The organism is Nocardiopsis sp. TNDT3, assembly GCF_003427465.1.
Classification (GTDB): domain Bacteria; phylum Actinomycetota; class Actinomycetes; order Streptosporangiales; family Streptosporangiaceae; genus Nocardiopsis; species Nocardiopsis dassonvillei.
In genome coordinates, this window is sequence record NZ_QPFC01000484.1 from 1 (window position 1) to 13192 (window position 13192).

Consider the following 13192-nt stretch of genomic DNA (forward strand, 5'->3'; position numbering starts at 1 on the left):
CTCCACCCCCGCCCCCGCCTCCGACGAAGGGCTGCTCACCGTGGTGGAGCAGACGCGCCGGGCCGGGCAGCCGGTGGAGTTCAGCGAGGAGGGCACCCCGGCCTCCTCACGCGGCAGCGCCGACCTCGTCGCGCACCGCGTCGTGCAGGAGGCCCTGACCAACGCCCTCAAGTACGCGCACGGAAGCCCCACCACCGTGCGGGTGCGCCACCGCCCCGAGGAGATCACCGTGAACGTCAGCACCGACCACGCCGGGCCCCCGGGCGTCTCCCCCGGCGGAAGCGGGCGGGGCCTGGTCGGCCTGCGCGAACGCGTCGAGGTCCTGGGCGGCGACTTCACCGCTGGCCCGCGCGAGGGCGGGGGATTCGCCGTCCACGCCCGCATCCCCGCGCACGCCCCGGTGGGCGACCGGGCATGAGCGCGCCGATCCGGGTCCTGGTCTGCGACGACCAGGTGCTGATCCGCACCGGCCTCGTCACCATCATCGACGCCCAACCCGACCTGGAGGTCGCCGGCGAGTGCGGGGACGGCGCGGCCGCCGTCGAACTCGCCGAGCGGCTGCGCCCCGACGTCGTGGTGATGGACGTGCGCATGCCCGTGCTCGACGGCATCGAGGCCACCCGGCGCCTGGCCGGGGCCGGGGTGGACCGTCCCGTCAAGGTCCTGGTGGTCACGACGTTCAACCTCGACGAGTACGTCTACGAGGCGCTGCGCGCGGGCGCCAGCGGGTTCCTGCTCAAGGACGCGCCCCCGGCCCAGCTGCTGCACGGCATCCGCACCGTGTCCACCGGCGCGGCCCTGCTGGACCCCGAGGTCACACGACAGCTGGTGGGCAGGTACGCCGCCCGGATCCGGCCCCCCGACGCCGCCGCGGCCGACGCCCGGCTGACCCCCCGCGAGCTGGAGGTCCTGCGCCTGATCGCCAACGGCCTGTCCAACGGCGAGATCGCCGCGAGCCTGTTCATCAGCCAGGAGACCGTGAAGACGTTCGTCTCGCGCATCCTGACCAAACTCGACCTGCGCGACCGCGTCCAGGCCGTGGTCTACGCCTACCGGCAGGGGCTGGTGACCTGACCCCCGGCGCACACCCCGACCGGCGGGCGGGCGCCGGGATCCGCGGACGGCCGCGCACCCCGGTCCCGTGCTCCGCGGCGGGGCGGGGGCACACGCGCGGCGGAGGTCCCGGCCCGTGCGGGGAGACCGGACCGGTGCCGCGACCGTCGGACTTCCCCGCGCGCCGGTCGCGGGCTTGACCTTGACACGGTGACAGGGTCTTCACTCGGGTGCAGGAGGTGGTCCCGATCAACGCTGCCAACACGACCCCGAAGAACGCCCGCGTCGCCGACGCCCTGTCCGCCAGGGACACGTCGGTCCGGCTCCAGGCGGCCCTGGCGGCCGGGTCGAACCCCGACCCCTCGCTCCTGGAGCCGCTCGTCGAGCGGTGCGCGGTCGAGCCCGACTTCTTCGTACGGGACATGCTGTCCTGGGCGCTGACCCGCCTCCCGGCGGAGAGCACCCTGCCACGGATCCGCCGGGAGCTCGTCTCCGAGCGCGCCCAGGCACGCAGCCAGGCCCTGCACCTGCTCTCCAAGATCGGCGACAGGAGCACGTGGGCCTGGATCACCCGCGACATGCTGCGCGACGCCAGCGACCAGGTCGCGCGGACCGCGTGGCGCGTCGCGGTCGCCCTCGCGCCCGACGACGATGAGCAGAGGAGCGGCCTGGCCGGCGAACTGGTCCTCCAACTCGGTCGCGGCGACCGCGATGTGCGGCTGAGCCTGAGCCGGGCCCTCGTCGACCTCGGCGACGTGATCGTGCCCGCCCTGGAGAGGGCCGCGGAGGACCCCGACCCTGCGGTGGCGGCGCACGCCCGCGCCACCGAGCTGCTCCGGCAGGATCCGGAGAGCGGTTTCGACGCCGCCGTCGAGGAGGCCGGACGCGTGGTCACACTCGGCCCGGAACGAGCCGCCGCTGCCGCCGCCGCGGTCGCGTCGGCGGGCACAGGAGTGCCGGAGGCCTCCAAGGAGGCAGGGGCCGTCGAGGACGCGGAGGACGCGGATTGCTGATCGGTGACGTGGCCCGCCGCTCCGGGGTGAGCACCCGGATGCTCCGCCACTACGACGCCCTGGGGCTGGTGAGGCCGACGGGCCGTACCGCCGGCGGCTACCGCGAGTACTCCGACGAGGACGTCCGCAGGATCTTCCAGGTGGAGAGCCTGCGGACCCTCGGGCTCTCGCTCCGGCAGATCGGGCGGGCTCTGGAGGACCCGGCCTTCACACCGTCAGCCCTGGTGGACGACCTCATCCGGTGGACGCAGGAGCGGTTGGCCCGGGAGCGGGAACTGCTCGACCGGCTCCGCGCGATCGACGCGTCGGAGCCCGCCGACTGGCAGGACGTCCTGAGCGTCGTCGAGCTCATGCGGGGGCTCGACGCGACCAGCGCCGCGCGCAGACAGCAGGCCGTCCTGTCCCGGCCGGGGGACGCGTCGGCTTCCGCCGAACTGCTGGCCGGGGCGGTCCTGACCGAGTCCGACCCCCACGTCGCGGGCGCCCTGCGCTGGGCGCTCGCCCGGTCGGGCGGCGACGGCGTGGCGACTCTGGCGGCCGGTGCGCGGTCGCAGGACCCCGACGTCCGGCGGCGCGCGGTGCTGGCGGTCGCCGGGATGCCAGAGGCCCCGGAGGTCACCGCGGTGCTCGCGGACGCTCTCGGGGACCCGGACCCCGTGGTGCGCGGGCACGCCGCCCTGGCCCTGGGCGGGTACGGCGCGGCCGAGGCCGTACCCGCGCTGGTCGGCATGGTGGTCGACGGCTCCAGGGACGTGGAGGCGGCGGAGGCGCTGGGAGGACTGTCCCGGGACCCCGGGTGCGCGGACCGGATCACGACCGCCCTGGCCGACGAACTCGCCGCACCCGGCGCGGACTCCGCGACACGGATCCGTCTCGTCCAGGCGCTGGTCGAGATCGGGGGAGCCGCCGTGCGCGGGATCCTGGACCGACTGACCCGGGACGAGGACCGCGCCGTCGCCCTCGTCGCCTCGGCCCTCGCCGGGACCCTCCGGGAGCGGTCCCCCGAGGAGGACCGGTCCCTCGGGGAAGGGGAGGACCGGGCCGACGGGGACCCCTGAGAGCGCGCCGCCGGGACGCCTGTGCGTCCGGTCCCGGAGGCGCTCCGCCGGAACCGGACGCACCGCTCACCGGAATCCGGCGGGAAGGGTCATCAGGTCGATCCCCCACAACGGCGGCAGCAGGAACAGCGTCCCCGCGACCACGAGGGCGAGGGCGATGACGTTCAGCCAGAACCCGCTCCTGACCATCTCCATGATCGTCACCCTGCCGGTGCCGAACATGATCGCGTTCGGAGGGGTGCCCACGGGGAGCATGAACGCGCAGTTCGCGGCCATCGCGCAGGGGACCATCAGCGCGTACGGGTGGATGTTCAGGGAGACCGCGAGGGCTGCCATGACCGGGAGGATCATCGTCGCCGTCGCGGCGTTCGAGGTGATCTCCGTCAGGAACAGCACGAGCGCGGTGGCGATGACGATGGTCAGGATCACGTCGACCCCGTCGAGCACGCGCAGCTGCTCGCCGATCCACGCGGAGAGGCCGGTGTCGACGAACCCCGCGGCGATGGCCAGCCCGCCGCCGAACAGCAGGAGGATCCCCCACGGGATCTTCTTGGAGTCCTCCCACTGGAGGATCCTCCTCTCCCGGGCACCGCGGGTCGGCAGCGTGAACAGGACCACCGTCGCGACGATCGCGATCACCCCGTCGCTGATCCCCGGAAGGAGGTCCTCCCACAGGAACGACCGGGTCACCCACATGAAGGCCGTGCCGAGGAAGACGCCGAGCACGAGCTTCTCCTCGGTGGACATCCGGCCGAGGGACCTCCTCTCCTCCCGGATGATCTCCCTGCCGCCGGGAAGCTGCCTGAACCGGACCCTGAGTTTGACGCCCGTCAGGTAGAACCACGCGAGGGCGAGGAGGACGACGGCGATCGGAACCCCGAACACCATCCACCCGCCGAACGAGACGCTCTCGCCGAAGAGCTCCCCGGAGGTCGCCGCGAGAACGGCGAGCGGAGGTGTCCCGATGAGCGTGCCGAGACCGCCGATGGTGGCCGCGTAGCCGATACCGAAGACGACGGACTTCTCGAACCTGGGCAGGTCGTCGGCGAACTCCCCGCCCCGCAGCGAACGGGATGCCTGGTACACGACCGCCAGGCCGACGGGGATCATCATCATCGTGGCGGCCGTGTTGGAGACCCACATCGACAGGAAGCCCGTCGCGACCATGAAGCCGAGGACGATGCGGCGCGGACTCGTACCGATCGCCGCGACGATCGCGAGGGCGATGCGCTGGTGGAGGTTCCACTTCTCCATCGCGATCGCGAGCGAGAACCCTCCCAGGAACAGGAAGATGATGTCGTTGCCGTACGCCGCGACCACGGCGTCGCCCTCCAGCGCGCCGGTCAGCGGCAGGAGCGCGACCGGGAGCAGGGACGTGACCGGGATGGGTATCGCCTCGGTGATCCACCAGGTCGCGACCCAGAGGGTGGTGGCCAGGACCGCCCGCCCCGCCGACGAGAGCCCCTCGGGTTCGAAGAACACGAGCGTCAGCGCGAACAGCAGCGGACCGAGCACCAGCCCGGTGACGCGCGCGGGAGTGTAGCCGGGGCCGGGACCACCGGACTCCGCGGCCGGTCCCGCGGCCTCGGGGCCGTCATGGGCGGCGGAGGGGCCGTCGCCGGAGGCCACCGGTTCGGTCCGTGACGGCCTCCCGCGCCTGGAGAACGTCAGGAGTCCTTTCACCTCCCTGTGCGACGCCCACAGGCTCTCCCACAGGGGGTACGGGTAAGAGGTTGCCATTGTGCTGCACCTTCTTCTGGCCCCCCGCCCGGCGCGGAGCGGGGCGAAGGACCGGTTCGGGGGGTACGCGGATCGGCATCGGCCGCGAGGGGAGCGCGGCCGTGGGGACTCCGCGAGGGAAACAAGGGGGGACCGTCGCCGGTCGCCGTGTGCCGGGTGGCCGTTCACGCCGCCTCGGAGCGCTCGTGCGCGGGCGGCTCCCGTGTCCGCGACCGTCGCGGGAGCCGCCCGTCCCGGGCGGTCAGCCGTGCAGGCCCCGCAGGACCTCGTAGAACTTCGCCTTGCCTTCGAGCCCGATGCCCGGGAGGTCACCCGGCGCCACACAACCGCGGGTGACCACAGCCTCGTCGGCGAAGCCGCCCGTGGGCTGGAACTCCCCGGGGTAGGACTCGTTGCCGCCGAGCTTGAGGGCCGCGGCGATGTGCAGCGAGAACTGGTGCCCGCCGTGCGGGATGCACCGGCGGGAGGACCAGCCGTGCCGGGCGAGCATGTCCAGGACCCGGCGGTACTCCGTCAGCCCGTAGCTCAGCGCCGGGTCGACTTGGACGAAGTCGCGGTCCGGGCGCATCCCGCCGTAGCGGATCAGGTTCCGGGCGTCCTGGAGGGAGAACAGGTTCTCGCCGGTCGCGATGGGGTTGCGGTAGTCCTCCGACAGCGTCGCGTTCAGGGCGTAGTCCAGCGGGTCGCCGACCTCCTCGTACCAGAAGAGGCCGTACCGGTCGATGGCCCGGCCGTACTCCAGCGCGGTCCGCAGGTCGAACTTGCCGTTGACGTCCACCATCAGCCGGGACCCGTCGCCGCCCAGGACGTCGATGACCGCCTCGATGCGCCGGAGGTCCTCGGACAGGTCGGCGCCGCCGATCTTCATCTTGACGACCTCGTACCCGGCGTCGAGGAAGCCCCGCATCTCGTCCTGAAGGTCCTCCAGGGTCTTGCCGGGCGCGTAGTAGCCGCCGGCGGCGTAGACGAAGACGTCCCCGTCCGGGTCGCCGTCGCCGTAGTGGTCGGAGATCCACCGGTACAGCGGCACTCCCGCGGCCTTGGCGGCGAGGTCGTGCAGCGCCATGTCCACCACGCCGACGGCGACGGAGCGTTCACCGTGTCCGCCCGGCTTCTCGTTGCGCATCATGACGTCCCACGCCCGGGCGGGCGAGAGTTCGCCGTTCTCGTCCAGCAGATCCTCCGGGGCGGCTTCGCGCAGCCGCGGCAGCATCCGCTCGTTCAGGATGGCCGTGGCGTTGTACCGGCCGTTGGAGTTGAAGCCGTAACCCACCAGGGGCCTGCCGTCGACCACCACGTCACTGACCAGCGCCAGGATCGTGCAGTCCATCCTGCTGAAGTCGATGTACGCGTTGCGCATCGACGAGCTGATCGGGATGGTGCCGACGTGGGCGGAAACGATTCGCATGGGTCCCTTCCTGCCGAACTTGATCTTATAAGACCCTTATAAGTTATGCGGAGCCTATACTGGCCGAGACGGGGGTCACAAGACCGTGAGCGGGAATTTGGTGAGAGAGGTCACGATGACCGGCGCGAACGTCTTCTCCAGCAAGGGCGGGCTGGCCTACACCGAGCTGCGCCGCCGCATCACCTCCGGTGAGCTCGCCCCGGGCTCACGCCTGCCGCAGTACGAACTGGCGGAGGAGATGGGGATGAGCATCACGCCCCTGCGCGAGGCGATCAGGCGGCTGGCCAGCGAGGACTGGGTCGTGATGGACACCCACCGGGACGTCCGGGTGGCGCCCATGAGCGCCACCGAGGCCCGCGAACTGCTGGAGGCCCGTTTCTCGCTGGAGCCCTCCGCCACCGAACTGGCCGCGCTGCGCCGCACCGAACGCGACATCGCCGCGATGAGGGCGGCCGCCGACGAACTCCTGCCGGTCACCCGTACCTGGGGGGAGGAGGCCATCGCGGCGCACCGGGCCTTCCACCGGGCAATCTACGCCGCCTCGCACAACAGCGTGATGACCAGGCTCCTGGACGACCTGTGGGACAAGGCCGACCGGTACCGGCGGATCGGCCTGGAACTGCCCGCGGGCGCCGAGCCGCGCACCCTCGACCTCAACCAGCACCACGAGATCCTGGAGCTCGTCGCCGTCGGCGACGGCGCCGCCGCGGCCGGGCTGGTGCGCTCCCACATCCGCAACAGCCTCGGAGCCGTGGTCACGGACACCCTCGAAGGCAGGGAGCGCGCCTACCACCCCATCGCCGGGCGTTCGGCCTGAGAGCGCCCGGAGTGCCGGCCCCACGACCGCGCAACGCAACTCCGCGCCCCGCCGACGCGCGCCAGCGGCCGGGGCGGTGGTCGGCGTGCGCGGTCGGCACGGGTCCTGTGCCGACCGCCCCCGGGCACGGAAAAGACCCGGGGCTTCTCTCGCTCCCGCGATGTGAGAAGCCCCAGGTCGGAGCGCGGAGGATCGGGGATTTGAACCCCGGATGGGCGTAAACCCAAACCGCATTAGCAGCTTGTAAGCGTTCTGATTGGCGGTGATTGGCCAACGTTGGTGACGGGCGTTTTTCCAGGTAGACCCGGGTATCCGACCGTTGGCTGACGTTGGCCAGAACCGGCAACTTACGAACCCATTGGCCTCACAATGGCCTCACAAACGGGCAGCGAAGACGCTGGTCAACGTGAGGCCAGACCCCACAACAGAAGCGCCCCCGGGCGGTGTTGGAGCACTGACCCGAGGGCTTGTCCAACCACCTGAGCAACCAGGAGTTGAACCAGTGCCTAACGTACCGCGCCCCGTCGCGCCCACCGTCCCGCTCGCCGATGTCCGCCAGCTCCTCGACGTCGTCGAGGCCGTCCTGGACATGCCGAAGGGCACCATCCCCGACGCGCTCCGGTACCGGCTCGCGCACACGAGCGGCGTCCTGTCCACCGTCACCGACGCGCGCGGCGTCCGATGCGCCATGCGCGTCCTCCGCCGGGTCGTCGACGCGGGCGGTGCCCAGTGAGCGCCACCAGCACCCCGCAGAAGGCACCCCTGGGCGACGGGCAGAAGTTTGCCTTGGGCCTGGCCGTGACCGGCATGCTCGCCGTCGGTGCCTACGGCCTCGTCATCTCCTACTGGACCGTGCGCGAGCTGGCGGTGAAGCTCCACATGCCGCTACCGCACATCTTCCCCGTCGGCATCGAGGGCGGCATGATCGCCGTCCTCGCGATCGACATCGTCCTCACGTGGATCGGTCGGCCGATCGGGTGGCTCCGCCAGGTCGCCCGCGCGCTGTCGGCGACGGCGATCTCGATCAACGCCTACGCCGGGATGGAGTACGGGGCCGCGGCCGTGGTCATGCACGCCCTGGCCCCGGCGATCCTCATCGTCGGCGTCGAGGCGCTCCGCCATCACCTCCTGGTGGTGCTCCAGGTGCCCGAGGAGCGCGAGCCGATTCCGCGCGGCCGGTGGCTGCTCGCTCCGCTGTCGTCGGCGGCGATGGGGCGGCGGATGGTCCTGTGGCAGCAGCCCCGGTACACAGACGCTCTGGACACGCACCTGGACCGGCATGAGGCGATCGCGGAACTGAAGCGCGCGTTCGGGTGGCGGTGGAAGAAGCACATCCCGGCCGGGCTGGCGTACCGGCTGTCGGTGGGTGTGCGCCTGGACGAGTCCACGGCGGAGGTGCGCGCGCTGCTCGCCGCGCACTACGCGCGCACCGAGCACACGGTGAGCATGATGGTCGCGCACGAGGAACAGGATGCGCGTCTGGCGCTCGACGCGCACACATGGCGCGAGCCGGTGCGCGTGCGGACGGGCGAGCGCACGCACACGGTGGTCGGCGGCGACCACGTGAACGGGCACCTGTCCCCGGGTGCGCGCACGCTGCTGCCGGTCCGGTGCGCGCCGCGCGCGCGAGTACAGGACGCGCATGCGCGGGGGGATGCGGCGGTGGCTGCGCTGCGCGGGTGGACCCCGGACGGTGCGCGTGCGCGCATCACCCCTGTGCGTCCCGACGCGTCCCCGGCGTCCCGTGCGCGCACACCGCGCATGCAGGATGACCAGCCCGAACCGACCCCGGCGCGCACGGACGCACACGCAGACGCGCACCAGGACGAGCAGGACGCGCGTCCGGGTCCGGTGGATGAGTGGATCACCGAACAGGGTGCGCGCGGAGTCGAGGCGCTGACCCGGTTCCTGGAGGATGGCGGCGACGAGGGGCAGGGGGACGCACGTCCCGCCCCGGCGCCGGATGCTCCGGACTCGCCCACGGGTGCGGTGCTCGCGGCGCGCATGCGCGGGGATGAGTCCCGCGCGCGCATTCTGGAGTACCTCCGCGCGCACCCAGACGCGCGCCCCGTGGACATCGCGGGGGAGATCGGGTTGTCCGCGTCCCAGGTGCGCCGCCAACTGAAGGTGATCCGCGACCAAACGTAGATACTTCCCAATTCCCAAGGCGTCTGCCCTGTTCAGCTCACATGGACAGGGCAGACGTGCTACTGAATCAAGTAGCCAAGGAGGTGCATGGTGGCGCTCGTGTACACCAAAGAAGAGGTCGCAGAACTACTGAAGGTGAAGCCCAGCTGGATCGCTGGTCGATGCGCGGCCAGAGCGATCCCCTTCACCATGCTTGGTGGCAGCTACCGGTTCACCGACGAACACATTCAGGAGATCATCAAGATCCACGAGCGGGGGCCTGCTGTGCGTCGTACCCCGCACCGGCCGCAGGCTCCCGAGAACATCACGCGCCTGGAACCGAAGATCCCTCCGCGTCTGCGTAAGCGATATGAGGAGTCCCTTGGCTGAACCAGGGACACACCAGGTAGTCAAACCTGGCGTGCAGTCTCTTCTCCGTAGACATGGGCGGGAACTTATGCATGTCAGAAAATGCGTCGTGTCCGCATCCGTTCTTCACCGAATTCCTTTGGCCGGTCCCACTCAATGAAGACCTCCTTCCTCTCGTCGGGAAGCACCGCTTCGTACTGAAAATCGCAGGATTCCCCTGGCTGGATTTTGTCTACTGGCTCATGGCCGAAGCTGTCACCACCCATGGCCTGTACGTTGAGCGCTACCTCTTCGCCCGTGTTCGTGAGAGTCGCAATGCCGTAGTCCTCCTGTATCGGGTGGCCATCACTGCCTGTCGTGTAGGCCACCCTGCGGCTGGTGATTTCCCATCGGGCATGACACGTCCTTGCCAAGCCTTGTGCGAGTCGGGTGGAAAGTTCGTCTGCTGCGGCGGAACGTCTCGCGGCCTCGCTGGACTTGAATGCAGCCCAGAGGCTGACAAGAGACACGAGGAGGGCACAGAGGGCGGATAGTGCTGACCACCAGGCCGGGTCACTCCAGTTGATGTTCATGGCGGCACAGTATCGGGCCCTTGGGAGTGTTGCGCGTGTCCGCTTTCGGTCATCACTGACGTCCTTACCCCCAGCGGATACGGGACACGGGAAGATGATCGGCATGAGCACCCCCGACTTCGGCAAGAGGCTCACGGAGCCCTTCGCCAGGATGATGGACGACTATGTCCGCAGGAACTTCAGCGACCCCCTGGGCGAGAAGATCAAAGCCAGGATGGAAGCGGCTGCGGGGATGGATCGTCTTCGTGAGAGGACGTCTTCCTGGGGCAGTCTTGATGGCCGCCGGTGGGGGGACCTTGAGGGGCGCTCGTGGGGTGACCTGCAAGATAGTGCTGAGCAGGTCTTGGATGTCGCCAAGGGCCTTCCTGGGCATGACCAGGAAGTAGTGATTTCCTTCCTGGAGAAGGTGGACAGCACGCTTTCCCGTCTGGACGGGAAAGTCGACAGTCTGCATACCAAGGCCGATGCTTCGGACAAGAGGGCGAACTGGCACCTGTTCTGGGGCATCACTGTGGGTGCGGTGATCGGTGTCTTGGGCAACATCGCCGTGGCACTAGCGTTGGGATGATGGGCAGGATGACCTGTCACTGTTCTTCGCTCTCCCGCTGCCTTCTAGCTGGGGATAGAGTGGCTGCGGGAAACGTCATCAGGACGTAGAACGGCCCCGGCGGAAGCCGGGGCCGTCTCTCGTTGGTGGGTCAGAACTGGTCGGAGCCGACCGCCTGCCCGATCGGGAACGTGTGCCTGCTCGCGGCACAGATCGTCTCCAGCGCATGGATCGGCACGTCCTCGGTGGAGTAGCTGACGCGGAGCACCTGCACTACCCACTCGCCGGGGATGTCGAGCAGGTCCGCCTCATACGGTGTCGGCGGCCGGGCGGTCAGCGTCTCGGTGGCGTGCCCGAACTCGTGGCCAAGGTCCTCGATGGCGGCCTGGAGGGTGGGCAGGACGAAGCCCTCGCCGTCGAGGCGGGTGTTCTCGCCGACGTCCACGCGGAAGTACGACGTGCTGATGCGCACCGGGACTTCGTTGGCCCAGAACATCTTGCGCCGGGCGATGACCGGGTCCCCGGGTTCGATACGCAGGCCCAGGGCGACGTGTTCGTTCGCGGGCTCTTGGCCGACGAACAGCATCTTCCGCTCCGGCGTCAGCCCCTGCTGCTGAGCCTCGGTGAGGTACAGCGACTTCGACCCGCGAGTGCTTGGAGGAGTCGGCAACGCCCGCTGAACAAGCACGCGCGGACGCGGGTCCACGGGACCGGTCGGCGCCTTGTGGTCGGGCTCCGCGCCCGCCTTCTTCATCTGACTCACCCGGCCGGGCGACACCCCGAGGTGCCGGGCGATGTCCTCCTGACGAAGGCCTGCCTGCTGGGCGTCGATGATCGCGCCGCGCCGGATGCGGGACAGCTCGACGCTCTGCCCCTGCAAGCTGGTCATCGCGGCCGAGGCGGCGCGGGCTCTTTCCAGGGGGTCGGGCATGGCGGCGATGTCATGCAATGTCCGTGCGTCCATGGCGAATCCTCATCTTCGGGTGCTCCACTGCGGACTTTAGCCCCCCTATTGCGTCGAGCGAAAGGGCGGGTTACTGTCGTCACACGCAAGGGTTTAGCCCCTATAAAGCTGGCGTTGCGTCGTCGGCTTGTAGGCGGTGGAGCGGTTGGCGGTCACGCTTCCAGTGTGCCCCAGCCGTTCAGGCCCGAGCGTGGCACCGCGTGGTGCGCGGCTTGGCGGTCACGGCCGCGCGGTGTCTCCGTCCTGATGACGCATGCCGGACTTCCCACCCGGCGCTCGACCAGGAGGTGTGCGCCATGCCGCGCTACCTGCACCCGGACACGCTTGCCGTAGTCCGCCAACTTGCTGAGGAACGCCTGCCGTGGCGTCGGCCCCGCAACGCGCGCCGCGTCCGTGGCTTCCTCGTCGGCCGCCATCGCGTGCGCGCCAGACTCCACCAGCTGGAGGCGGTGGCGGCATGAAGCGCGTCTGTGACCTCCGCTCATTGCCCGACCGGGCCGCTCTGACCGCATGGGCCAGCGCCCACGAAGCCCGGGTGGCCTACCTCGGCCCGGACCACCAAGGGCACGCAGTGTACGGCGCGGCGGACGGCCCCTTCATCCGCGTCGTGGTCGACACCAGCCTTCCCGACCCGCACCCCCGGCCGCTCGCCTGGTACTCGCCTCTGGAGCGCCTGGAGCTGGCCCGGTGAGCCCCGGCCTGGAGGACGCGCTCACGGCACTGCTGCGGGGCGAATGGATCCTCACCACCCGGTCTACCGACGACGGCGGCCAGGTCCTCGTGGCCCACCGCCCGATCGGCTGGACCGGTCCCGGCGACCCCGGCGAAGAGTTGGTCGCCGACACACACACCGAGATGCGGGCGCTGCTGGCCCGCAGGTACCACCAGAAGGAGCAACGACGTGACGACCCCCGACGGCATGACCTCCGATGAACGCGCGATTCTCGCGCTCATCGCTGCTGCCCAGAGCGCAGGCCTGGACACGGTCGCCGAGATTCCGGACCACGCGCCCCCGACGAGCGTGGACATCCGCGTCGTGCGTGACGGCCGGGTGGCCGCTGCGGTCCGGGCGCGGATGGACGGGCCTGCCTGGCGGGTGGAGGTGCCCGCCCGGCCGCGCGGCGTCCAGGAGCGGCGGGTGAGCACCCGCTACCTCGGCCGGATCGGCGAGACCATCACGGCGGACACGGTCCGGGCGGTCTGCCTGCCGTGGCTGGCCGAGGTCCCCGACGCGGGGCTGGACCCGATGCCGATCCCGCCCCGGGTCCGCGAGGACGTGCCGGAGTGGATGCGCGTCGGCTGGCGGGCGCGCAGCTCCGCGCTGGGTGGTGCGCGATGAGCAACTGCGCGTGCTGCCACACCAAGATCCAGGGGTCGGGTTACAAGCGCGACGGGGTCACCTACTGCGGCGCTGAGTGCCACAACCAGGACGTCTTCGACGTGGTCGCGAAGCTGATGACCGCCAACCCCGACCTCCTCAAGGACGCCGCCGACAGCGACGACTAGACCCCCGCGCGCCCGGAG

17 protein-coding genes are annotated in these 13192 nt (G+C 70.5%); 13 read left to right on the forward strand and 4 right to left on the reverse strand.

Annotation, left to right across the window (positions count from 1 at the left end; translation table 11 throughout):
- The 4 genes from DQW06_RS12535 to DQW06_RS12550 all read left to right on the forward strand — a co-directional run.
- On the forward strand, window positions 1–418 hold a 418-nt coding region (locus DQW06_RS12535; protein WP_370449072.1), incomplete at its 5' end, for a sensor histidine kinase.
- Entirely contained in the window at window positions 415–1074 is a 660-nt protein-coding gene (locus DQW06_RS12540) for a response regulator transcription factor (RefSeq protein WP_013155645.1), read from the forward strand. The genes DQW06_RS12535 and DQW06_RS12540, both read left to right, overlap by 4 nt.
- Before the next feature lie 209 nt (window positions 1075–1283).
- Window positions 1284–2066, forward strand: coding sequence for a HEAT repeat domain-containing protein (locus tag DQW06_RS12545; RefSeq protein ID WP_117198496.1), 783 nt, complete (start codon window positions 1284–1286; stop codon window positions 2064–2066).
- Window positions 2060–3124, forward strand: coding sequence for a HEAT repeat domain-containing protein (locus DQW06_RS12550; protein WP_013155643.1), 1065 nt, complete (start codon window positions 2060–2062; stop codon window positions 3122–3124). Before DQW06_RS12545 ends, DQW06_RS12550 begins: the two co-directional genes overlap by 7 nt.
- Before the next feature lie 66 nt (window positions 3125–3190).
- On the opposite strand, the gene DQW06_RS12555 is transcribed toward DQW06_RS12550, so the two are convergent.
- Window positions 3191–4864 (reverse strand): DASS family sodium-coupled anion symporter, encoded by a 1674-nt coding sequence (locus tag DQW06_RS12555; protein WP_071623027.1) that lies wholly within the window; start codon window positions 4862–4864, stop codon window positions 3191–3193.
- A gap of 241 nt (window positions 4865–5105) precedes the next feature.
- The gene (locus DQW06_RS12560) at window positions 5106–6272 is read right to left on the reverse strand and encodes an enolase C-terminal domain-like protein (protein WP_117198497.1); all 1167 of its coding nucleotides are present in this window, start codon (window positions 6270–6272) and stop codon (window positions 5106–5108) included.
- Window positions 6273–6387: 115 nt separating this feature from the next.
- Between DQW06_RS12560 and DQW06_RS12565 the strand changes: the two genes are divergently transcribed.
- The 4 genes from DQW06_RS12565 (at window position 6388) to DQW06_RS12580 (ending at window position 9606) form a co-directional block, all read left to right on the forward strand.
- Window positions 6388–7089: a GntR family transcriptional regulator gene (locus DQW06_RS12565; RefSeq protein ID WP_013155640.1), complete on the forward strand. Its 702-nt coding sequence runs from the start codon at window positions 6388–6390 to the stop codon at window positions 7087–7089.
- A 502-nt stretch (window positions 7090–7591) separates the two neighbouring features.
- Window positions 7592–7822: a hypothetical protein gene (locus tag DQW06_RS12570; protein ID WP_117198498.1), complete on the forward strand. Its 231-nt coding sequence runs from the start codon at window positions 7592–7594 to the stop codon at window positions 7820–7822.
- The gene (locus DQW06_RS12575) at window positions 7819–9237 is read left to right on the forward strand and encodes a DUF2637 domain-containing protein (protein WP_198662436.1); all 1419 of its coding nucleotides are present in this window, start codon (window positions 7819–7821) and stop codon (window positions 9235–9237) included. The genes DQW06_RS12570 and DQW06_RS12575 overlap by 4 nt, the downstream gene beginning before the upstream one ends.
- An 87-nt stretch (window positions 9238–9324) precedes the next feature.
- A complete protein-coding gene (locus DQW06_RS12580) occupies window positions 9325–9606 on the forward strand; it encodes a helix-turn-helix domain-containing protein (protein WP_117198500.1) in 282 nt (93 codons plus the stop codon).
- A 74-nt stretch (window positions 9607–9680) separates the two neighbouring features.
- On the opposite strand, the gene DQW06_RS28900 is transcribed toward DQW06_RS12580, so the two are convergent.
- Window positions 9681–10157, reverse strand: a complete 477-nt coding sequence (locus DQW06_RS28900) for a hypothetical protein (RefSeq protein WP_157983424.1) — start codon at window positions 10155–10157, stop codon at window positions 9681–9683.
- Between the two features lie 103 nt (window positions 10158–10260).
- Here DQW06_RS28900 and DQW06_RS12590 point away from each other — a divergent pair, with 103 nt between their 5' ends.
- Complete coding sequence (locus tag DQW06_RS12590; protein ID WP_157983425.1) at window positions 10261–10725, forward strand: hypothetical protein; 465 nt, start codon at window positions 10261–10263, stop codon at window positions 10723–10725.
- Between the two features lie 130 nt (window positions 10726–10855).
- Here DQW06_RS12590 and DQW06_RS12595 read toward each other — a convergent pair whose 3' ends face one another.
- Entirely contained in the window at window positions 10856–11668 is an 813-nt protein-coding gene (locus tag DQW06_RS12595; RefSeq protein WP_117198503.1) for a UTRA domain-containing protein, read from the reverse strand.
- 457 nt (window positions 11669–12125) lie between these two features.
- Here DQW06_RS12595 and DQW06_RS12600 point away from each other — a divergent pair, with 457 nt between their 5' ends.
- From DQW06_RS12600 to DQW06_RS28905, 4 genes are read left to right on the forward strand one after another with little or no spacing between them, the layout of a single operon-like run.
- Window positions 12126–12359 (forward strand): hypothetical protein, encoded by a 234-nt coding sequence (locus tag DQW06_RS12600; protein ID WP_117198504.1) that lies wholly within the window; start codon window positions 12126–12128, stop codon window positions 12357–12359.
- Window positions 12356–12601, forward strand: coding sequence for a hypothetical protein (locus DQW06_RS12605; protein WP_117198505.1), 246 nt, complete (start codon window positions 12356–12358; stop codon window positions 12599–12601). The genes DQW06_RS12600 and DQW06_RS12605 overlap by 4 nt, the downstream gene beginning before the upstream one ends.
- Entirely contained in the window at window positions 12570–13007 is a 438-nt protein-coding gene (locus DQW06_RS12610) for a hypothetical protein (RefSeq protein WP_117198506.1), read from the forward strand. The genes DQW06_RS12605 and DQW06_RS12610 overlap by 32 nt, the downstream gene beginning before the upstream one ends.
- On the forward strand, window positions 13004–13174 hold the full coding sequence (locus DQW06_RS28905) for a hypothetical protein (RefSeq protein ID WP_157983426.1): 171 nt from the start codon (window positions 13004–13006) through the stop codon (window positions 13172–13174). Before DQW06_RS12610 ends, DQW06_RS28905 begins: the two co-directional genes overlap by 4 nt.
- Window positions 13175–13192: the final 18 nt, after the last annotated feature.